The sequence below is a fragment of the Enteroscipio rubneri genome (assembly GCF_002899715.1).
Classification (GTDB): Bacteria; Actinomycetota; Coriobacteriia; order Coriobacteriales; family Eggerthellaceae; genus Enteroscipio; species Enteroscipio rubneri.
Map to the genome: position 1 here is coordinate 55,476 of NZ_PPEK01000011.1, position 21,004 is coordinate 76,479.

General features: G+C 56.2%; 15 protein-coding genes. 5 read left to right on the plus strand and 10 right to left on the minus strand.

Annotated elements, in window-relative coordinates; all coding sequences use genetic code 11:
- Positions 1-250: 250 nt before the first annotated feature.
- Entirely contained in the window at positions 251-1,090 is an 840-nt protein-coding gene (locus tag C2L71_RS09045; protein ID WP_103265445.1) for a LytTR family transcriptional regulator DNA-binding domain-containing protein, read from the minus strand.
- Between the two features lie 93 nt (positions 1,091-1,183).
- Entirely contained in the window at positions 1,184-1,786 is a 603-nt protein-coding gene (locus C2L71_RS09050; RefSeq protein ID WP_103265446.1) for a TetR/AcrR family transcriptional regulator, read from the minus strand.
- 168 nt (positions 1,787-1,954) lie between these two features.
- Between C2L71_RS09050 and C2L71_RS09055 the strand changes: the two genes are divergently transcribed.
- The gene (locus C2L71_RS09055; protein ID WP_103265447.1) at positions 1,955-2,602 is read left to right on the plus strand and encodes a hypothetical protein; all 648 of its coding nucleotides are present in this window, start codon (positions 1,955-1,957) and stop codon (positions 2,600-2,602) included.
- Between the two features lie 57 nt (positions 2,603-2,659).
- Entirely contained in the window at positions 2,660-4,954 is a 2,295-nt protein-coding gene (locus C2L71_RS09060) for an MFS transporter (RefSeq protein WP_103265448.1), read from the plus strand.
- 369 nt (positions 4,955-5,323) lie between these two features.
- Here the strand turns inward: C2L71_RS09060 and C2L71_RS12155 are convergent, their stop codons facing one another.
- From C2L71_RS12155 to C2L71_RS09080, 4 genes are all read right to left on the minus strand, one after another.
- Positions 5,324-5,476 carry a DUF5679 domain-containing protein gene (locus C2L71_RS12155; protein ID WP_170042480.1) on the minus strand — a complete coding sequence of 51 codons (153 nt, stop codon included), beginning with the start codon at positions 5,474-5,476 and terminating at the stop codon, positions 5,324-5,326.
- A 140-nt stretch (positions 5,477-5,616) separates the two neighbouring features.
- Positions 5,617-8,763: a M28 family peptidase gene (locus tag C2L71_RS09070; RefSeq protein ID WP_129588497.1), complete on the minus strand. Its 3,147-nt coding sequence runs from the start codon at positions 8,761-8,763 to the stop codon at positions 5,617-5,619.
- A 57-nt stretch (positions 8,764-8,820) separates the two neighbouring features.
- Positions 8,821-10,170: a hypothetical protein gene (locus C2L71_RS09075; protein ID WP_103265450.1), complete on the minus strand. Its 1,350-nt coding sequence runs from the start codon at positions 10,168-10,170 to the stop codon at positions 8,821-8,823.
- Positions 10,171-10,195: 25 nt separating this feature from the next.
- Positions 10,196-13,462 (minus strand): helicase C-terminal domain-containing protein, encoded by a 3,267-nt coding sequence (locus C2L71_RS09080; RefSeq protein WP_239926564.1) that lies wholly within the window; start codon positions 13,460-13,462, stop codon positions 10,196-10,198.
- Between the two features lie 115 nt (positions 13,463-13,577).
- Between C2L71_RS09080 and C2L71_RS09090 the strand changes: the two genes are divergently transcribed.
- On the plus strand, positions 13,578-14,222 hold the full coding sequence (locus C2L71_RS09090; protein WP_103265451.1) for a hypothetical protein: 645 nt from the start codon (positions 13,578-13,580) through the stop codon (positions 14,220-14,222).
- Between the two features lie 133 nt (positions 14,223-14,355).
- Here C2L71_RS09090 and C2L71_RS09095 read toward each other — a convergent pair whose 3' ends face one another.
- Positions 14,356-15,303 carry a D-alanine--D-alanine ligase family protein gene (locus C2L71_RS09095; protein WP_103265452.1) on the minus strand — a complete coding sequence of 316 codons (948 nt, stop codon included), beginning with the start codon at positions 15,301-15,303 and terminating at the stop codon, positions 14,356-14,358.
- Between the two features lie 117 nt (positions 15,304-15,420).
- Between C2L71_RS09095 and rlmN the strand changes: the two genes are divergently transcribed.
- Positions 15,421-16,458: a dual-specificity RNA methyltransferase RlmN gene (gene rlmN / locus C2L71_RS09100; RefSeq protein WP_103265453.1), complete on the plus strand. Its 1,038-nt coding sequence runs from the start codon at positions 15,421-15,423 to the stop codon at positions 16,456-16,458.
- Between the two features lie 640 nt (positions 16,459-17,098).
- On the opposite strand, the gene C2L71_RS09105 is transcribed toward rlmN, so the two are convergent.
- Positions 17,099-18,145, minus strand: a complete 1,047-nt coding sequence (locus tag C2L71_RS09105) for a ParB/RepB/Spo0J family partition protein (RefSeq protein ID WP_187143320.1) — start codon at positions 18,143-18,145, stop codon at positions 17,099-17,101.
- Positions 18,138-19,127: a ParA family protein gene (locus C2L71_RS09110; RefSeq protein ID WP_418762865.1), complete on the minus strand. Its 990-nt coding sequence runs from the start codon at positions 19,125-19,127 to the stop codon at positions 18,138-18,140. The genes C2L71_RS09105 and C2L71_RS09110 overlap by 8 nt, the downstream gene beginning before the upstream one ends.
- A 261-nt stretch (positions 19,128-19,388) precedes the next feature.
- Here C2L71_RS09110 and C2L71_RS09115 point away from each other — a divergent pair, with 261 nt between their 5' ends.
- Entirely contained in the window at positions 19,389-19,793 is a 405-nt protein-coding gene (locus tag C2L71_RS09115; RefSeq protein ID WP_103265455.1) for an endonuclease domain-containing protein, read from the plus strand.
- Positions 19,794-19,967: 174 nt separating this feature from the next.
- On the opposite strand, the gene rsmG is transcribed toward C2L71_RS09115, so the two are convergent.
- Complete coding sequence (gene rsmG, locus C2L71_RS09120) at positions 19,968-20,609, minus strand: 16S rRNA (guanine(527)-N(7))-methyltransferase RsmG (RefSeq protein ID WP_103265456.1); 642 nt, start codon at positions 20,607-20,609, stop codon at positions 19,968-19,970.
- Positions 20,610-21,004 lie beyond the last annotated feature (395 nt).

Consider the following 21,004-nt stretch of genomic DNA (forward strand, 5'->3'; position numbering starts at 1 on the left):
CTCGACCATGCGGTCCAGTATAGAAGGGCAACGTGTTCGAGCGACCTTTGTCTTGATGCCGGCAACACGAACGCCCCGCCTTGCGAAACGAACGCGGTGCTCCCTGCATGAGACGCGCGGTGCTCGCATGCTCGACGCGGTCATTCGTTGCGCCTCGGCGGGTGTTCGTTCGCGCAAGCAGATCCGCTACGGTATCACGGCCGAGTGCCGCTGTCGACCGGAGACGACAGGCGGGGAGGGGCCGTGCTTTCTAGCACTGCGCACGCGGCGCGGCGAGCGCTTGCTTGACGCTTCGATAGCGCCGCTCGGCGATGGGGTACTCCGAACCGTCGTCGAGCTTGGCCCGATAGCCCTCGATGCTGACGATGCGGCCCCGGTGCACGAGGCAGCTGCGGTGAAGCCGCAGGAAGTCTCGCGCGGGCAGCTCCTCTTCGATGTCCGCCAACGCCGCGCGCACGGTGAACTCGCCGTGGGCGTGCTTGACGACGCATCGAGGGCCTTCGGACTCGACGGCGTGCAGCTCGTTGGGGTGCAGGACATGGAGGTCTCCGCCGATGTCGCGAAAGCTGATTTTCCCCGTGCCCGATCCTTGGTCATCGAAATGCTCGTAGAGGAACTCGATGGCGTTCTTCCCCGTGTCGAGCGACGGCAGAAGCGTGTTCGCATCGGTGGTGTTCGAGACGTGCAGATGCACGATGCGCGGTCCGTCCGGCGTCGGGGCCCAAACGTAGGTCGCGCGTTGCTCGAACGGAATGCTCCGCTCTCCGTCGGTCGACACGACCAGTAGCGTGTAGCAGGCCGAAACAATCCACGTGCCCGCCCGCTTGCGTGCGCGCCATCGCTCGTCGGCCAAGGCCAGGCGGATGCCGTATTCGGGGCGGAGAATGTCCTGCATGGCCTTCTTGCTGGAGGCAGTCTGGCAAGCGAACGGTCCCAGCCATTCGACATCGTCGGCCATGTGCGCCAATGCGACGTCCATGTTTCGCGTCACGAAATGGTTGACGAGGGACTGCCTCGACAGCTTGATGATGGCGTGCTCCTTGGGAAGCTGCTCGGCGGCTTGTTCTTGATTGCCGTTCGTCTCAACCATAGGCCCGCTTCCTTCCAAGGTGCTGAAAAGAAGAGGATGGCACAAACGCCGCGGGCGAGCAAGGGCGCCGCTCGTGAGCGCGCCCTTCGACGCCTAAGATGATACTTCAGCGTCCTTCAATATGAGGCTCACGGCTTTCTGGATGGTTTCGCGGTCGTAGGGTACCCCCATGAAGCAGGAGTTGATGATGGCGCCTTCCATGAACGCACAGAGGATCTTCGCGCGCTGCTCGTCCATGAACGGCGCGCACCTGCGCAAAAACGACTCGAAGGCGCTCCTTGTTATGTCCTCCACCTCGGGATCCTCGATCGCCGCAGCATAGAGGGCGGCGTCGGCGTGCACCCGCTGCTGGTCCGAGAGATACTCGTTGATGAAATCGGCAAGCGCCGTCGCGTTCTGGATTCCCTGCTCGGTGACGCGGAACGCCTCGTCGTACTCGTGCTCGATCCTGCGGGCGACCTCGGCTAAGCCCTCGCGGCGCAACTCGTCGATGCTCTTGAAATACTGGGTGGTCGAGCCCAAGGGCACGCCGGCCTCTTCCGCCACCCGCCTGTTGGTGATTTTACTGCTCCCCTCGCGTGCTATGAGGTTGGCAGCGGCGTCGATGATGGCCTGCCGTCGACCGGCAGGGTCTCGCGGCGCGCGCTTCTTCGGCTTCTTCCCGGACCTCTCTGTCTTCGTCGTGTCTTCTTCCACGGGCAACCTCCTGTGCCGTCCGCTGTCTTACTGCTGTCTCCGTGATCCCATTCTAATCGAAATTTTTCTTAATGTACACTTGAACATTAACTCTCCAGCTGCTATGCTTTGTAGTGTACATAAGTACATTAACTAAGTTCCAAGGGTTTTCGAAGGGAGAAGAGGTCGATGAACATGAAGAGGATAGGCACCCTGGCAGCCGCTTTCGCCTTGACCGCGTTTGCCGCCTGCGCGCTCGCCGGCTGCGGAGCGAGTCTGGACCGCGAAGTGACCGTGCAGGACATAACGTTCAAGGTCCCGAAAACGTGGCTGGAAAGCCCGGGCGGCAACGGCTCGAGCGGAGCGGTCGTGTTCACGGAGGACAACGAGGACTTGGATGAGGACGAGACGGGCAACAGCCTGACTATCAGCTACGAGAAGCTTGGCGCGCCGACGGCCGCCGTTGTCGAGGAACAGGTCGGGGCCGCCGAGCAAGAGGGCAAGGTCATCGAGGAAGAGGGTGCCATGCCGGCTGAGAAGGCCGAGAGCGCCAAGCCCGTCGCCCGCACGGCAGCCGAGGCCATCGCGGCCAAGCAGGCCGATCTGGAGAAGAAGTATGGAATTACCGCGTGGAGCATCGACAAGGAGAAGTCCAAGGTGATCGATGGTGCCCAGGTTACGGTGTACGAGTACAGCTTCGTCAAGGACATTGAGGGTCAGAAGCGTAAGTACGAGAGCAAGGCGGCCTACGTCGTCACTACCGACACGCTCTACGAGATCGCGGTCGTGGGCGACAAGGCGGACATCAACGGCGTCGTGGACAGCATAGAGCTGTAAGCGCCAAGAAGGAGAGCAACGTATCTGAGAGAACACCGGTAGGAAGGTACACCTATTATGGATGATTCTATTGTTATCAAGCCGCAAACGCTCTCGAAGGGCCGTTTGTGGACAGCTCTCATCGCGATATTGTTGGGACAGTTCGTGGTCGCCATCGACCTCACCGTTCTCAACATCGCGCTGCCCGAGCTCACCCGGGACCTCAGTCCCTCGTCAGACCAGCTTCTCTGGGTGGTCGACGTCTACTCGCTCGTCTTGGCGGGCTTCCTCGTTGCCACCAGCTCGCTTTCGGATAGGTTCGGCAGGAAGAAGATGCTCCTCGCAGGCTTCCTGATCTTTGGCATAGGATCGGTGCTGGTCGTGTTCATAAACGACGCGAGCCAGCTGATTGCCATCCGGGCCTTCTTGGGCATCGGCGGTGCGATGATCATGCCCATCACCATATCTATGATCCGAAGCATCTTCACGGATTCGAAGGAGCGCGCGATAGCCGTGGCCGCTTGGTCGGCCATCAGCGCCATCGGCATGGCGGCCGGCCCGCTCATCGGCGGCTTTCTGCTGGAACACTTCAATTGGCACTCGGCGTTCCTCGTGAACGTGCCCATCGTGGGCGTCGCCTTCCTGCTCGGCATGTTCGCCATGCCGGAGGTGAAGCTCAAGAACCCCGGGCGCTTCGACGTTCTGGGGTCGGTGCTTGCCCTCGCCGGCATGGTAGCGCTTCTGTGGGGCATCAAGCACCTTGCGGCCGAACTCGCGTTCGACGTTCCCGGCGCGGCGGCAACCCTCGGCGGCCTGGCGCTCATGGCCCTGTTCGTCTTCCGATGCCTGAAATCGCCGCATCCCATCGTCGATCTTTCCCTGTTCCGCAGCCGGACGTTCTCGGCCGGCGTCATCGCCACCATGGCGTGCACGTTCGCCCTGGCCGTGCTCTTGTACATGCTGGCCCAGTGGCTGCAGCTGGTCAACGGCGACGGCACGCTCGAATCGGGCATCCACCTCATTCCCATGTCAGTGGCCACGCTGATCTCGAGCTTGGGCGCGGCCGCCCTTGCCATGCGCTATCAGGCGCGGCACGTGGTGGCGGCCGGCCTGGGACTCGCTTCGGTGGCCATGCTCATGATGTTCTTCTTCCAGGACGACCTCTCCCTCACCGTCGTCATCGTGTCCACCTGCCTGGTGGGCCTGGGAACCGGCGCCCTGGCAATCGGCGCATCGCTCATCATGGCCGAGACGCCCGTTGAGAAGGCGTCGAGCGCGGGCAGCCTCCAGGAGATATCCTACGACCTGGGCAACGTGCTGGGTGTGGCCATCCTGGGAAGCCTCGCCTCCATCATCTACCGCTCGGAGCTCGGCACCGGCGCCCTGCGCGCCATGGGCCTGGACGGGCAGCTGATCAACGCCGCGAAGCAGTCGTTCGCGGCGACCACCGAGATCGGCAACATGCTCGGAATGCCCGAGCTGATCCAACGAGGTGCGGACGCGTTCAACCAGTCCCTGGTCGTGACGTGCCTCGCGGGCGGCATCATCATCTTGGTGACGGCCATCGTCGTGTGGAAGCTCATCCCCAAAGGGCTGAAGATCACCGAGGAAAGCAATGCGGAAGTCCCGTCAGACGATCGCTCGCTGCCCGCATCAGGCGAAGGCCCGTCGGTTGACGGCGGCGATGCTGGCGCCGCTCAGCCTGAGCCTGCCGGGGGCGCGTCCTCTGCGAACCTGGACGACGCGAAGATGCTGCCCGGGGCCTTCCCCGTGCCTGCCGCGACCCTGTCCCGCGGGGGAGGCGCCCTGGCGCAGTCTGCGGCGATTGCCAAGATCATTGAGGATGCGGGTATCGGCGTGGTGAACGTGCCCCTCGACATCGCCACCTTGGATCGGATGGGGGAGATGTGCAACGACCTGGGGATCGACGTGACCACGGCGTTCATCGTGCTCGCCAAGAAGGCGGTGGAGGAAGGCCGGCTCCCGCTCGGCCTGCCCGCCGACGCGGGGTGCAGCGCCGAGGATCTGGCTCGCATCGAACGCAACGTGGAGGCCCTTGACGAGGGACGCGGGGTAATGCACGAGTCAGACGACCGGATGAGGACGTGGGCCCCCGAGGCATGGGCGGACTACCGCTCGTGGAAGAGCCAGGACGAGGATGTCCACCGCTTGGTCAAGACGCTCGTCGCGAGCATCGAGTCCGACGGAGCGGGTGCGGGGGTCGGCGATCCCCGGCCGCTGAAGGCAGGCGAGACGTCGCTCTGGACGCGCCGCATAGCCGACGACCACCTGCTGGTGTACCGCATGGACGGCGACGACCTGCAGATCATCGCCTGCAAGAGCCACAGCACCATGGCAGCGAGGCCGTTGTAAGAATCTTCCTTCCCTCTCAGCTTGCATGCAGCGGCCCTTTCCGAATGGAAGGGCCGCCTTGTTGGCGAACGCCCGAATGTTTCACGTGAAACATTCGGCATCCAGACGAAGTGCGCGTCGCGCCGATCATACAGCGCCGATTCGCACCCACGGGTTTCCTCGCGAGCGCAGGGGAACCGGGCACCGACCGCAGCCGGATCATGTGGCAGTGGTCATACAACACCGATCATGTAGCACCCATCGAGGAGAAGAGGGTGATGTCGGAGCATTGGCGCGAGAGCCGAAGGCCGAACTGCGCCAAGCTCAGAGAATACAACGAGGCCCCGGACGGTATGTCCGAGGCCTCGTTATTTCGCTGATGAGTGCAGCCTATTTCTTTGCGGCTCCGATGCGGCAGATCGTGGTTCCGCAATCGGGGCACTTGCCCTTGGTGATGGGCTTGCCGTTCTTCGTCGTGCCCTCGACGGGATCCGTCATGATCTTCTTGGCCTTGCACTTCACGCAGTACGCTTCGATAGCCATGGCTGCAAAAACACCTCGCTGTTCTGTGGTTGAGCAGGATACCCTGTCCTGCATCTCTCGAATCCGTGCGTTAGATACGCGCACGTGCTATTTAGTATACGGTAAAGCCCACGCGCGCTTCCTGGCCTCTTTCGGTACGGTTATATATTCTTCAACAACTCCATAACAAAGTCGGCGTTGCTGCGCAGCGTCTCTTCGTCGATGTTTTCCATCATATCGTTGGCCTGGGCGTACAACGCCGGCTTTCCGCCTTCTATGCCCACGAGATGCATAGCTTGATGACCGTGTCGCACGGCGAAGGAAGCCGCGCTGTCCTCCCAGAGCAACTGCGCCGATCCAATGCTCACCCCGCTCGCCTGCGACGCCTTCTTTACATAGCGCTTCATGCGTGACGACGTTTTCACTGCACGCAGCGTGCCCTCCTTTTCGATCATGCACAGATCACCCGCGCCGAGCGCGTCAAGATCAATGATGATCGCACCGCGCAGATCCTGCTGATGCTCATCCAAGAATGCCCGCATACCAGCATTTTTAGACAGCTCGGAACCGAGTGCGACGAACCATACCTCGGTGTTGATATCCGGATTGCGGAACTGGTACACCTGCCTGAGCTCATCAGCGATTTCAGGATCTTCTTCATACCGACCATACGCGTCCGAACCGTCCAATCCGTCGAACTCGTCCGCTCCTGCGCCATGTTGCTCCACACGCGTTGACGAGAACGCGCCGCCGTTCCACGGCCGGCGATCATCAGAATCGTAGTAGTCGGCGTCGTTTGGATCAAAATCGTCTTCGAACTGTCCAGTCGCGCTATCGAATGCGTCTTCTTCGTACACATCCGCATCCTCGTCGCGGAAACTTTCCCAGCCGCCGCGTTCGGCACCTGCAGAGCGCGCATCGAACGTCTCATCGACGTCGAGCCATTCCTGCGGGCTCGGCTCGATCTCCTTTTCTTTCTTGCGGAAGCGCCCGAAAAGCCGTTGGACGCGCGACTTGGGCATCTCCACGTAACCGGGACCGGCGTACGCTCCCGTTTCGGTAATGTTATCGTCGTACGCAGAGTCATCGGCGTCATCCACGTAAATGTCGTCGGGATCAACGTTGTCCAGCAGCTCGTCACCGATCGGGGCGAAGGCACCAGTCGCCCCGGCGGGAGCAAACGAGCCGGCCGCACTCACGTTTTTGGGCGAAGCGTCGTCGTCCTTCACACGAATAGCACCGGAAAGCGAAGGCAGCATCGAACGCAAAGCGGGCTTCTTTGTGGATTCGCCCGGGGCCGCTCCCCCTGCCTCCGGCACATCCCCATCCGGGGCGCCAGACCCGCCGAGGTTGATGGAAGGGAGCATGGTGAGCAAGCTCTTCGCTGCTGTTTTCGCAGAGCCTTCGACGTCGGCGAGCGGGGCACGTTGCTTGGGAAGCTCTGAAATAGGCGTGGGATTGGCAGCGGCCATGCCGATGTCCGGCAGCTCGATGGGGCGGCGACCGTGTTCGGCGGGCGTGCCTATGTTCTCGTCACCATCCGCACTCGGCACGTCGAGCGGGGTGATACGGCCGCTCGCATCGATCGGCACACCTGTCACATCCACGCGCTTGTCGGTACGCGGGCCGTCCATGAACTGCGCACGCGACTCCTCCTGCACCTTCTGCGGATCAAGGAACGAAGGCATGGGCACGGCGCCCGCATCGGGCATATCGTCGAGGCGCAAATCGTTAACATCAATGGGGGCCATGGCGGTGGTGGCCGCCGGATCGACTGGAGGCTGCGACGCGGAGGCATCGACCGAGTCCTGCGACACAGGCGCAGTCGGGGGCCGACCGCTCGGCTGGGAGGCGTCCTCGCGTGTAGGTTCCTGCGGTTCGGCCGTCGCGGCCCAGCGAGGTGCCTTCACTTCGCGAATAACGCCCGCATCGGATTCCAGTACCTGTTCGAGACGCTTCTCCACGACTTCGTTCGCTTCGGCGAAGTGCCCAGCGCTCTCGCTGACCGCGGCGTCGAGTGCGGAGGCGTAGCGGGAGCGCTGCACCGGCTTGTCCTCGTTGCGAGGCTTCTTGGCCTTCTCCTGAGCTTTCTTGAACCAGTCAGGCACACCGACGGAAGGTTCCTCGGCGCGCGATGACTGGATGACGGCGGACTGCGATATATCCGATGCGGAGGAGATGGTGTCTTCCGGATGCGCGGCTTCAGCGTTTGCTAGCGCAGCCTGCATGGTATCGGGCGGAATCGAGGTAAGGGCCTCGCGCGTCTCGTCGCGCAACTCGCGAAAGTCGTCACCGGACGGCTTCGCGATGGGAGGCTCCTTCACCTGCACGAGGTTTTCTGCAAGATCGGAGGAGTAGACGTTGGGCATCGGCTTTCCGGACAAGGCGGCGACGGCGGCCTTTGCAGCCGCAAGACGCGCTTCGGGCGTCTGGGGCGCCGGCTCGGGCGGCACCATACTCGCGGCTTCGTACACAATTTGAGCGCCTTCAGGAACGAGGCCTTCCGCGCGCGCAGCCTCCTCTCCATGGATGAGAGCCGCCTCTCGTTCCGCAAGGTCGGCTTCGCTCACGCGTCCGCGACCGACCCGGCGAGCCGTCTCAAGAAGCACAGCCGTTCCAGCGGCGTTGCAGTTGGCAGCTTCGTTGTACGCGGCCAACTTATGGACGAGCGCGAAGATAAGCACGATAGCAAGCGGCACCAGCGCAATCACAACGAGTACGTTCATCACGGTGACCGCCATCCCCGTATCGTTCGCGAACACGATGTTGCGAACGACAAGCAGAACGGGGAGCAGCACCATGGCGACGAGCTCCGCCCATTGCAGGACAGGCAGAAGCTTCAGCAGTGGCCTGTTCAGCTCGGCGCGCACCTTCCCGCTGTCGTAATGCGCGACAAGGATCACCTTGCGGCGGCGCGAGCCGCCTGCTTCGGTCGAAAAGCCGGGCTCGTACTTGGCGACTACATTTTGGCTCACGCCGCGCGCGAACGCCTTTGAAAGCACCGGATGGTCGAACGCCTCAGCTGCGAACAGAAGCGCCGTGATAGCTGTGATCGCGATTGACGCGATACCCAACACGGGAAGGAACAGGGAAAGCGCCGCAACGACAAGGGCGAGGATGCAGCACAGCACGCGAGGGGCGTCGCTGTTCGGAGCGCCGCCGAAATCCTCGATTGCGGCCGAGAGGCCGGCTTCCTTTTGCATCTGCTCAGTGATATATAACGCCGCTTGCTGCTCCTCCTCAGTTCCCGCAGGGCGGGGACCGATTTCCTGGGAAAGATATGCGACGTGGTCGAGTAACTCCGGCATGCGATTTGCCTTTCGTTCCTTGGAGATTCTGCAAGGCACATATTATCCAAGTATACGCTATTTGATCTCTGCACCCAAATAATCATGAATAAAAGCATCCGCTGTTCCAGCTTGTGAACGTGCTGTTGAATATGCTTGTTGCAGGGCAGCGGATTCGCCGTCGTAGGCGGCGAGCACCAAGCTCGACGGGTCATCTGGAAGCTTCTCGGCCAAAGCGGCCGCTTCGGCGTCTGCTGCGTTGTACGCATCGTTTTGAGCAGCAGCTTCCTGCTTGTTCTTGGCGAGAAACGCATCGTCTGAAGCGATGGCACTCGCAAGCGCTTCGGCGCGCTTGTTTAAGTACGCTTCGATGGCGGCGGCATCGATCGAAGGGAAGGCGTCCGTCGCATTGGAAAGCGATGCGCGCGCAGCATCGAGAGCATCCAAAGCCTTGTTCGTCTGGTCCTTGGAAGCCTGCACGTTCTCGGCTGTCGTCTCGGTCACGAGCGCAGCAGCCTGACGAGCAAGATCATCGGCTGCAAGCAGATTCGACCACGCCTCGTTCACGGAGCCGAGAGCCTGCAATGCGCTGTTCGATAGCGCGGCAAGCTGCGACCCCGACTCAAGCAGGGCACGGCGGGCGGCTATAGCGGCCACCACTTGGTTGGCGGCCTCTTTGTCCCGAGGAGCCCGTAGGGCAACCGATGCAGCACGGGCCAGTTCGTCGGCTTCGTCCAGCGCAGCGGTCGCCTCATCGAGCTGATCGTCGAGATCGGCGCGCTTCTGCGCAGTATCAGATTCAAACGGCTTCTCCACTACCACATCAAGAACGTGAAGCGTCTCGTCGGTGCTGGCCATCAGATCCAGTGCATCGTCGAGCTGCGAGACGTTCGCCTGATGCGAGCGGTACTCGTTATACAGGTAGAAACCGCCCGCAACCACTAGAAGCACCGACACGATGCTCACGATCGCTATAGCGATCGTGCGGCTGAGGCGTCGGCGTGCTTTGCGGCGGGCTATCTCCTCTTCGGGAGACCGGCTGTTTCCGCGCGCCGGCTCGGATGCAAGAGCCATGGGAGCACGTCCGGGGGGCGTTGGCTGGTCCCCTGGTACGAGCGTGGCAGGTGCGTCGGCACCCAACACGCCAAACGAGGACGGGGCGTCCTCGTCGACAGAGACGAAGTCCCCCGTCGAAAGGTGGAGGCCACGCGCCTTCGTTGGGGTTGCGATGGGCTTCTTGCGCCGTCCCGGAAGCGTGAATAAGGTGATACGCCCAAATCGCGCAGGACGCTTCCCATCCTCATCCGCTTCGCCGTCGAGAGCTTGCTTCGCCGCGTCGAGAACGCTGAACGATATTTCGTTGGACGTCCCCGCCGTATGGCGCTTGATATGCGCCGCGCGCGTGATCTTCTCGTCGAGCCTACCCATGGTTCCCTACGCCCCCAACGAGACGCTACTCGCCTCCTCCGCGGGCGAGTTCCTCGGCAATCTCCGCAGAGGGCAGCACTTTGATGGTACGACTCGGCAGCGAGTTGAGGAAGGCTTTGCCGTAGCTTTTCGTGACCAACCTTCGATCGGCCAGTATGAGCACGCCGGAATCGTCGGCTTTCCTGATGAGGCGTCCCGCTGCCTGCTTCGTCTCGAGCACGGCGGCCGGCAGCACATAACGTCTCCAGGCTCGGTCATCGCGTGCAGCCCGCTCGCACGATAACGGATCGGTAGGCTTCGCAAACGGCAGCTTCGGGATGACCACCCCCTTCAGTGTCGCACCCGGTGCATCGAATCCCTCCCAGAAGCTCTTGAGCGCGAATAGCGACAAGTGTTCGTCAGACAGGAAATCGTCTCGAAGACCCTTGACCGACACGCCCCATTTCTGGCACACCACGCGCAGCTCGTCCGCTTTGAGCTGCGGCTGCACTTCATCGAAGCAGCGCTCCATCTCGCGACGATTCGTGAATAGCGTCAGCAACGACCCCTGCTGAGCGCGATGCACATCCACGAGCAGCCGCTGCAGTGCAGGCAGATAACCGGGATCGTTCGGCTCGGGCATATCGCTCGCCACGTAGACCGTCATCTGCGCATCAAAATCGTAGCTGGAATCCAGTTGGCATGTCCGGCACGTCGACGCCTCCGATGCATTGAGGCCGAGGGCGCTCTCAAACGCGTCGAAGCGGCCGTCCACCGCAAGCGTCGCAGACGCAAACACCACCGAGTGGGCGCGTGCGAACAGCGTTTCATTCATCGCCTCACCCACATTGAGGAGTAGTGCTTCAAACTTTTCCGAGGCGCGATCCTTCTTCCGGTTGAGCGTGGCTGCATAGGCGAAGGTCTCGGGCGCATCGAACAAGATGATCTGCGCAGCGTTTATCTGGTCTTTCAACTCCATGGCAATCGAGGCTATCTCGCGCTGCACCTCGGCGGCGCCTTCGAAGTCTTCCAGATAACCCACAAGCTCTTGGCAAGCCGTCACCAGCTTCTCGGCCGCATCGACCATGGCGCGCCCGAATGACACGACCTCTGCGAACGTCGCGCTGCCGCGGATATCGTCGTTGATCCAGAGATCCACAGTCTCGTAGCTTTTTCCGCGCTTGTTTCGATCGAAGAACAGAAGGTCTTTCATATGCGCGGCGAACTCGCGAGCGGTTGCAGCATAGGCTGAACCAACCGCTCGCGCCTTGGCTGTGAGCGCATAGAACAGCGTAGCGCCTTCGTCCCCGATCGGAGCTGAAACCCGTCGCTCAGCACGCATAAATACGTTGCGCGATGGTTCGGCTGCATCGACGCGATTCGCGATGCGCACGAGATCTTCCGCCGCGATGGAGCGCGAGAAAGCACGCCGGGCCTCGGCTTCGGCGCCGTGGGCCTCATCCACCGTCCAGTACCGGATGGGCGGCAACAACCCACCGTCTGCAACAAGATCACAGAAGAGTAGACTGTGATTCGTCACCACGATGTCGGCGTCCTCAGCTTGGCGGCGCGCACCGTGTACGAAGCACGTTGTACCGAAATAGGGGCACTTCCGTCGCAGACAATCATGGCTTGTCGTGGTGATCGCGCGTCTTGGCAACGCCCGATAGTCAATCTTGAGGCCGTCCATATCGTCGTACCCGGTCTGCTCAATATAGGAGAGCAGCGCGGCGAGCGCTGGTGCCTGGGACTGCTCCTTACCTGCAACAAGCCTCATGCCTGGACCGTCGGCCACGATGCGGCCGATGCGCCGCAGGCATGGGTAATGCGAGAATCCTTTCAGCGGGGCAAACGTCAGCCTCGGCCCTTCAGGGTTTTGCGCCTCAAGGGCATCGGCGAGAGCGGGAAGCTCGTGATACACCAGCTGATCGAGCAGCGCGTTTGTTTTGGTCGCCACGCCCACGGCTATACCATTCGCCTGCGCAGTCAGCGCGGAAGGAACCAGGTAGGCCATGGATTTACCCACGCCCGTTCCCGCTTCGACCATAAGGTTTGCAGAAGCTGCGAATGCAGCGCGCACCGCTTCCGCCATGGCAAGCTGCTCTTCGCGTGGTTCGAAATCGCCATACAAAGTCCCGACCAAACCGTCTTCCGAGAAGGCACAAGCGATATCCTCTTCGGTGGGAAACATGAGTGCGCGCATCGGATCGGCGGCGATGTCGTCGGCATCCATCTTTCGAGCGTGCTCTTGTTTCCCCAGGCGATCGCGACGCAGGGCACGCATCGAAAAGCTTAGGTCGGCGGCGCTTACACCAGCTACGATATCAGGGGACATGCCCCCGAACGGGCGCCTAGGAGCATTGGTAGAGGAGGCGGCTACTCCGACTTCCAAGGACTCAAAGGGTGTGGGCTCGGAAGCTGCGTCTTTTGACGCTGCGGGCATCGATGCCGTCGCCGAGGCTGGCGCAGGCGCGGGAGCGGGCTCCAAGCACTCAGAAACCGCAGACTCGACTGGCTCGCACGTTTCGAAAAGGCTCGGGGATCCTACTGTTAACTGGTCTTGTGATGGAACGGTAACGCCTGCGGCCTCTCGATATGCGTTCGCAAAGTGGTCGAATACCACTTGCGTCGACCACTGCGACACGTCTGCCATACCCGCTATCTCGCACACGAGCGCCGGCGGCATCGTAGCGACTCCCGCAAACAGGATACGCAGAATCGCGCAGGTGGCTGCAACGTCCGCATCGGCTCGGTGCGTCGAGAGCGGCGCTCCGAAAGCGCGCACAAGGTCTAGAAGTCGATGCGAGGTAAGCCGAGGTAGCGCGATGCGGGCGAGGTCAAGCGAGTCGATCCAGGTGTTCTCGAGTAGCGAGTAGCCGCTCGGGTGTCGCGTCGTGAAAGTCCGGTCGAAATCGACGTTGTGAGCCACCACCTTCGAAGTACCGATGAACGCGACCAGATCTGCGAGCGCTTCGGACGGCATCGGAGCGTCGGCCACGTCGGAGTCATGAATGTCGGTGAGCCGCGCGACGTCTTCAGGAATGGGCTTCCCCGGATTCACGAACGTAATGAACCAATCAATGATCTGGCCCTTTTCCATTCGAGCAGCAGCGATTTGCGTCAGCTCGTCGTGATGATACGAGAAACCCGTCGTTTCCGTGTCAAGCACTACGATATCTCGGTCGAGCTCTCCGAAATCAGCTGAAGCCGCGATATCCGGGAGCAATTCGTACCTGGTGCGAACCGCATCGGGCGTGCCGTCGCTTATGAAGCTTTGCAGGGTATCAAGCCTATGCGCATTTTGATTTTCCATGCATTCAGCCTATCATCTATCATAGGTTCACACAAACCCAAAACACGGTGATTACACGTAGGAAAACCAACTTTCGGAGTTCCAAATGTGTGCGCCAAATGACGAAGGGATAGTCATGCAGGCAGAGCGCTATTTCGGTACGTACGCTCGGTTCGAGACCGCATCCAAACGAGAGGCAGCAGCACTCTTGGGAGCAGATAACCTCGTGGGGGATATGTTTGAGATCGTGTTCGAAACGGAAGCCGACACCTCTGTCGCATGGCTGCGGAACCGGTTCGGCGGCATGATAGGCTACTTTGATACGGAAACCTCGCGCACATTAAACGTGCTCTCGGCTCGCGGATGGAACCTCCATGCGATCCTTTCGTTCGTCGCGTTCAGCGACTCACCGAAACCGGGATACTACTGGGGTCAAGCGGCCCTCCTTTGTTTTGATAAAAAATACAAACAAGCGTTTGATATTTTTCTCAAGAATATATCAAAACGCCTGGCCGGAGGCGTGCGCCCTGATATATCACTGGGAGAGCAAGGTATCGAAAAAGTCATTGAGAGCGGTGGGGTGTGGACGCCGAAGGACACCGTGAAGCTTCCTCCGAAAGAAGAGGGGACTGCTATCGTCAAGGACAGCAGGAAGTTCTCCGAGAAACTCATCGAACAAAGCAGACAGGGCAACAAAGGGTGCTATGCCGCCAGCTGGGTGCTGCTTCTCGGCATTGTCGCCCTCATTCTGTTCAGCCTGAAGACGTGCGGTGTCATCTAACTTCCCGTGCAACGGACGTTGGTACGATGCCGAATGTTTCACGTGAAACATTCGGCATCGTTACTATCTTCTCGCACACATTCGCAACCTCCAAAGGAATACGCCGTGCGCCTGTTGCCCGAATAGAATACCGTTACCTGTCCAGCGCTATCCGAACGAGACGTGTGCACAACTCGGGGAAAGAAATACCCGCAGCTCGGGCTGCATCAGGCAGGAGAGACGTGCCCGTCATACCGGGAATGGTATTCGTTTCGAGAATCCAACACGAACCGGTATCTTCTAGAATGAAATCGGAACGCGATACACCTTTACATGACAATGCGCGATGTGCCCGAATCGCCAAATCCTTCACATAATCAGTCGTGGACTCACTCAAAGGAGCCGGGCAAATATGCTGTGAACCCCCTGGGGCGTACTTCGAATCGTAATCGTAGAACTCGCTTGTTGGTACTATTTCAATAATCGGAAGAGCTTCCACATATGCATCGTCCCCCACAACGGCGACGGTTAGCTCTGTTCCCTTTATATACCGTTCAACAAGTACTTCTTTATCTAATTCGAAAGCCTTTTCGATTGCTTTCTCAAGCGATTCCAGATCGTCGACGATGAATACCCCAAGGGCGCTGCCTTCTGTACCTGGCTTCACGACGCAGTGGGAGCCAAGCATATCCAAAATCGACGAGATATCATAATCCTCGCCCGCAAAAATCGTAACAGATGGAGGTGTCGGAATTCCAGCTCGTTCGTAATACAACTTGGCCTTTGGTTTGTCCATCGCTAAAGCACTCGACCAAACACCAGATCCGGTATAGGGAAGGCCTATGACGTCTAACATACCTTGTATCGTCCCGTCTTCTCCGTACTTTCCATGAAGACATAAGAATGCGACGTCGAAAGAGCCGTCGAGTAGGCGCTTCAAATCGGTGCGCTCAGCAGGATCCAATACGGTTACCGTGAAGCCGGCTTCCACAAGAGCTTCGCGAGCTCCGTTACCTGAAGCCAAAGATATCTCTCTTTCCCCGCTTTTTCCTCCTGCAAGCAGCGCAACGCGCCACTGACGCGGATCGAAGCTTTCAGGCATGTATCCTTCTTTCGACAGAGTGAACAGAACTTCAGCAGTATAGCAAACCCTTATTCCAAGATGAATCTCGCTGATTGGAAGGCTGAATGTTTCACGTGAAACAGCTATACTATTCCTATGAATAAACCTATTAAATCTTACTCGCTCTACGGATTGCGCGAACTGATGAAAGACCTCGGTCAACCATCGTTTCGTGCCGGACAACTAGCACAATGGCTATACGTCCATCGAGCGCATGGGTATGACGAGATGTCAAATCTACCTGCGAGCTTGAGATCCACGCTCGAAAATTGCTTTCCTCTTTACGTTCCGCACATTGTCGAACGCGCTGTTTCAGCCGACGGAACAACGAAATTCATCATAGAGTACGATGATGGGGCTCAAGTTGAAACAGTTTTAATCCCATCTCATGATGATGCGCGTTTGACCGTCTGCTTCTCCACGCAGGCAGGTTGTCCTATGGCATGTTCGTTTTGTGCAACAGGGCATGAAGGATTGAAGCGGAGTCTTCTCGTAGGAGAGATTGTCGATCAGGTTCTCATCGCTCAAGAAGATGCTAGACGGCGTGTTAGCAATGTCGTCGGGATGGGACAAGGCGAACCTTTTCTGAACTACGACAACACGCTAGCTGCGTTGCGTATTATGAATGATCCAAAAGGCCTTGGGATCGGAGCACGGCATATCTGCATTTCAACATGCGGTCTGGTTTCAAGTATCGAGCGATTTGCTCATGAGCCCGAACAATTCACCTTAGCTGTGTCTCTCCATTCAGCGATTCAGCCAACGCGCGATATGTTGATGCCAAACGTCGCTCGAGATACGCTCGCGAACCTCAAGGCTTCTTTGAAGTCATACATCGCGCTCACAAATCGTCGCGTTACTTTAGAGTACATTATGATCCGCAACGTGAATGATTCCGAAGAAGCGCTTCAGGCGCTTTGTGATTTTTGCGATGGTCTCTTATGCCATGTGAACCTTATACCCATGAATACGATTATCGGATCTTCGTACCAGCCATCTTCACCTTCAACAGTGAAGCATTGGTTGTCTCACATTCAACAGAGCGGCACAGAAGCGACATTGCGAAATTCTCGGGGTGCGGATATAGCTGGCGCATGTGGTCAGCTTAAGAATTCGATTCGCTCTCGGGCGTAGGTTCATCAACGTACAATGCTGTTTTCTTCGCCGTACTCGTCTGTCGATGAAGCTGCGAATACGCCCAGCAACATCGCCATCTCAAAATGTTTCACGTGAAACATTTTGAGAAAAGTGCATCATGTTTCAGTTCAAGTGTTTTTATACACGCCTCTGCAAAGCACGCGATCTGGCAGCCTTATGTTTCACGTGAAACACTATTTGCTCGCATGATATTACATTCAAAATGTTTCACGTGAAACATTGCTTTACGGCTCACTGCTTTATCTGTATAAGTTCGTAAGTTTCACGTGAAACATGTTCCAGCTTTTTCGCTGTATGTGCATCAAGTGGCGGATACCGGCCTGATCGAGTGGTATCACTCAGTTCGAAGCTTGATCTCTATATCCATTGCGTTCCCAGCTATTATAGTCTCGAAGCTCCATTGTTACCGCTCATTACCTGCACCCTTTCATATGATGCAATAAAAAACTAATGTTTATACGCTAAAGAAATCTTCTAACATCTTCGTTTTCTTTAAGTATTAGCCTATGACACACATCAAGAAAATTCATGTAACGAACCATTTGTGTAATATTCCGATAAGAAAAGCCGCATAAAGCGGCTTTTCCCTTCTCAGCATAATGTTTCACGTGAAACATTATGAAGCTGCGGCAATCAACTCTTCGAAAAGACGTTCGAGATCCTCTTCGTCAGTGAATTCAATCTCAATCTTATTCTTACCGCCCGACGATTTCACCTTCACATTCGTATGAAGAACATCCTTCAGCGCGCGGGCAACTGTTTTGTACGTTTTAGGAATTGGTTCCTTCTTCTGTGTGGTGTCATCGCGTTTATTCGAGAACAAGCGAGCGATCGCTTCAGCTTCCCGTACCGAAAGCTTTTCTTCAACAAGCTTATTCGTTAGTTTCTGGCGGCCTTCCTTCGACGGAATCGAAAGAATCGCTCGAGCATGGCCAGCCGAAATCTTCTCTTCAAACAGAAGTTGCTGCGCCTCTTCAGGAAGCTCTAGCAAACGAAGCGCATTTGCAACCGTCGATCGACCCTTCGACATAGCTTGTGCTACTTCAGATTGCGTGAGATTACGCCGCTCCATCATGCGCCGATATCCATACGCCTCCTCTATCGGATTGAGGTCGGAGCGTTGGATATTTTCAACAAGAGCCAGCTCAAGTGCTTGGTCGTCATCAGCTTCCTTGATACGTATTGGAACTGTTTTCAATCCTGCGATCTTACAAGCCTGCCAGCGCCGTTCTCCAGCAATAATCTGATATTTCTGCGCTCCGACAGGTCTCACGAGGATAGGCTGCAATAACCCATCCTTTTGAATAGATGCAGCCAACTCTTCTAGCGGTTCTTTTTTGAAATTTGTTCGCGGCTGATCAGGATTAGGGCTGACAGCATCAATAGCAACCTCGTCGGTTCTACGCTGCACGACACTTTTGATGGTTACTTGGGTCTCTCCGTCTGTTATCGACTCCTCATGCTCCATCAATTCGCGCTTTTCAACATCCGAATCGGCCCTCTTCGGCTCACTTGATGTTGATCGCATATCATCCGAAGCAGGTTTCTCCCTTTCTACCAAGGTTCGCTGGGGGACAGGCTCAGCTGGAACTGCTTCTTCATAGGCCCCACCAAGTAGAGAGTTCAACCCCCGTCCCAGACCACTTTTCGAAGACTTAGCCACGCTGTATCACTTCCTTTGCTAGGTCTACGTACGTTTTAGCCCCTTTACCAGTAGGATCGTACTGGGTTATCGGCTGTCCGAAGCTCGGAGCTTCTGACAGTTTGACCGTACGCGGGATCATCGTTGTAAATACCGTTTTGCCGAAATAAGAACGAACCTCATCGACAACTTGACGCGAAAGAGTCGTTCTTCCGTCATACATTGTGAGCAACACCCCAAAAATATCCAATGAAGGATTAAGGCGTGTTTTGACACGTTTCATTGAATCAAGAAGTTTTGTCACACCTTCTAGTGCATAGAACTCGCATTGGATTGGGATAAGCAACTTATCAGCAGCAACAAGAGCATTCACGGTTAAAAGTCCCAGCGAGGGAGGGCAGTCGATAAAAATATAGTCGTACTTGCCTCTTAAACTTCCTACTGCATCTTTTAATCGGTTTTCACGGGCCATTTCCGACACAAGTTCGACTTCAGCTCCGGCAAGATTGATGGTAGCAGGGACAAGATCAAGCCCTTCGCACACATCAGGTATGATTACGTTCTCGATAGGTGCATCATTCAATAGAACGTCATACACGCAATTACTGACTTGACTCTTTTCTACGCCAAGGCCGCTGGACGAGTTGCCTTGGGGATCAAGATCGACAAGAAGAACCTGTTTTCCTAGTTCTCCGAGCGCGGCCGACAAGTTTATTGCAGTTGTCGATTTACCAACTCCACCCTTTTGATTAATGATGGCCATAACCTTTGTCTGGCCGATCACGTGATTGACGGGCGCTTTGTCCTTCATCGTTTTGATTGGAGTTGCCACCGCCTGATGTTCAACTCGAGGGTGCACTTCACGCTCAACTACCTCGATATCCTCGATATTGATCTCAGGTTCAGCCTTACTCGTCGAATTCTCAGACTCTGCAGAGGTTTCCACGCGTTTGGTAGTCTCGGCTGACTTTTTGTCTCGTTTAAGACTATCCAGTAGTCCCACAGGGACCCCCTTTCATAACCGCCATGACAGTATACCGTGTTTATGTTTCACGTGAAACATTGTTCGTCAAACAACAAACCTTGAAATTGCTTCAATTGTTTCACGTGAAACAATTACGTACTTTTGAGCTGTATGTACGCTTGATATTGGCTAGAAAAGAGTACACAGCAAGACAAACAGCACTGCGTCCAACATGAGAACCCCGTCATCGTATAGCTAGAGTTTTTCAAGTAGTATATAACCCATAAAAAGGGGATGTATATGGGCTTTACACGACGACAAGAATTAGCTCAACGAGCGAATACTATGCGTAACAACCAAACCTACTACGAAAGACTTCTCTGGTTGCACTTTTTAAGGACGTATCCTATATCTTTTGTTCCTCAAAAAGTCATCGGAAACTACATTGTTGATTTCTACTGTAGGAAGGCACGTTTAAGTATCGAGCTTGACGGCGATTCTCACTACTCTATCCGCCAAAGAGAATACGACCGCGTTCGCACTACATTTTTTGAAGTTCTTGAGATTAAGGAACTGCGTTTCACGAATACCGAAGTAGTTGAAAATTTCGAAGGCGTATGCGAAGCAATACATATTGAAGTGCAGCGTCGAAGAAATGATGTGCTTACGCAAGAGAACTGCTTTCAAAAGCTTAAAACTAGATAATACAATTTGTTTCACGTGAAACAAATTGTATAAAGCCTCTTCCACTGCTCGACGAACCACTTGTGGTAGAAGTGTCAATTTGTGCTGCGTAAACCGGACACGAATAAAATTCATTGACAGCAACAAGACTACAAGAGCTCAAACGTCGCGAGATCGGATGTTTCACGTGAAACATTACAACGGTCGCTTTTGCGCTAATCCTGTTTTCCTTGGCAACTGAATACTTTCTCGCTTAACTTTTTCAAAGGTAACAATTCGTCTCTGATAATCATCTAATACAAAGCTTCGATCAGAAACAAGCTCCAGACCAACTGTATCCTGTAATGAAAGTGCATGATCCAGTTCTGATGGCTTCAGGTTGGCTTTATAACAAATCAGTCTGCCACCAAGTTGGAGCAACGGAGCAGCCAATTCCATCAGTACAGAAAGTTGTGCAAGAGCCCGGGCAGTAATAGCTGCAAACTCGTATGGATGCTCACGAGCAAGATCTTCGATTCTACCAGTATAAGTAGAAACCTGATCTAAGCCTAATTCACCAATGAAGCTATCTAGTATTGCTGTTTTCTTGCCAACTGAATCAACGAGCAGTGTCTTTCTACCTGTCTCGATCGCAAGAGGTATACCAGGATACCCCGCACCAGTCCCGATATCGGCATACCATCCGTCTGGTGCTTTCAACAGTTCTTCAAGGCCAAGAAGTGAATCTTGAACATGCAGAACCATACCTTCATCCCAGGAGGAAATGCGTGTGATATTGGTTTTCTTATTCGCTTCAAGCACAAGCTCTAAATGACGTTGCAATAATTCATCATGCATGTTCGCTCCTCCGAGCACTTCTAAGTATCAAGTATAAAGTACATGTTTCACGTGAAACATCAAAACTTGCATGTGTCGATAATAACGTACAGTAATAAGAAAGTCCGACGCCTTTTCAAGATGTTTCACGTGAAACATGTCCGACAATATAATATGACAGAACAAAAGGCGATCTACCGGATTGCCTATTTCTGACAAGCGATTATATGTACCCACGACGCTTGATATAGGAAGCGATCTTTTTGCTTACCCAATACACACCATAAGGTTAAACAGCGTCGACAACATCAATTACCGCCTGCGTATGATAAATACTTGGTCAATATTCGAACAGGTTTCATCCAAGCGTTTCTTCTTTACAGAATCTCATACCCGCATGCAGATGTTTTCGCACC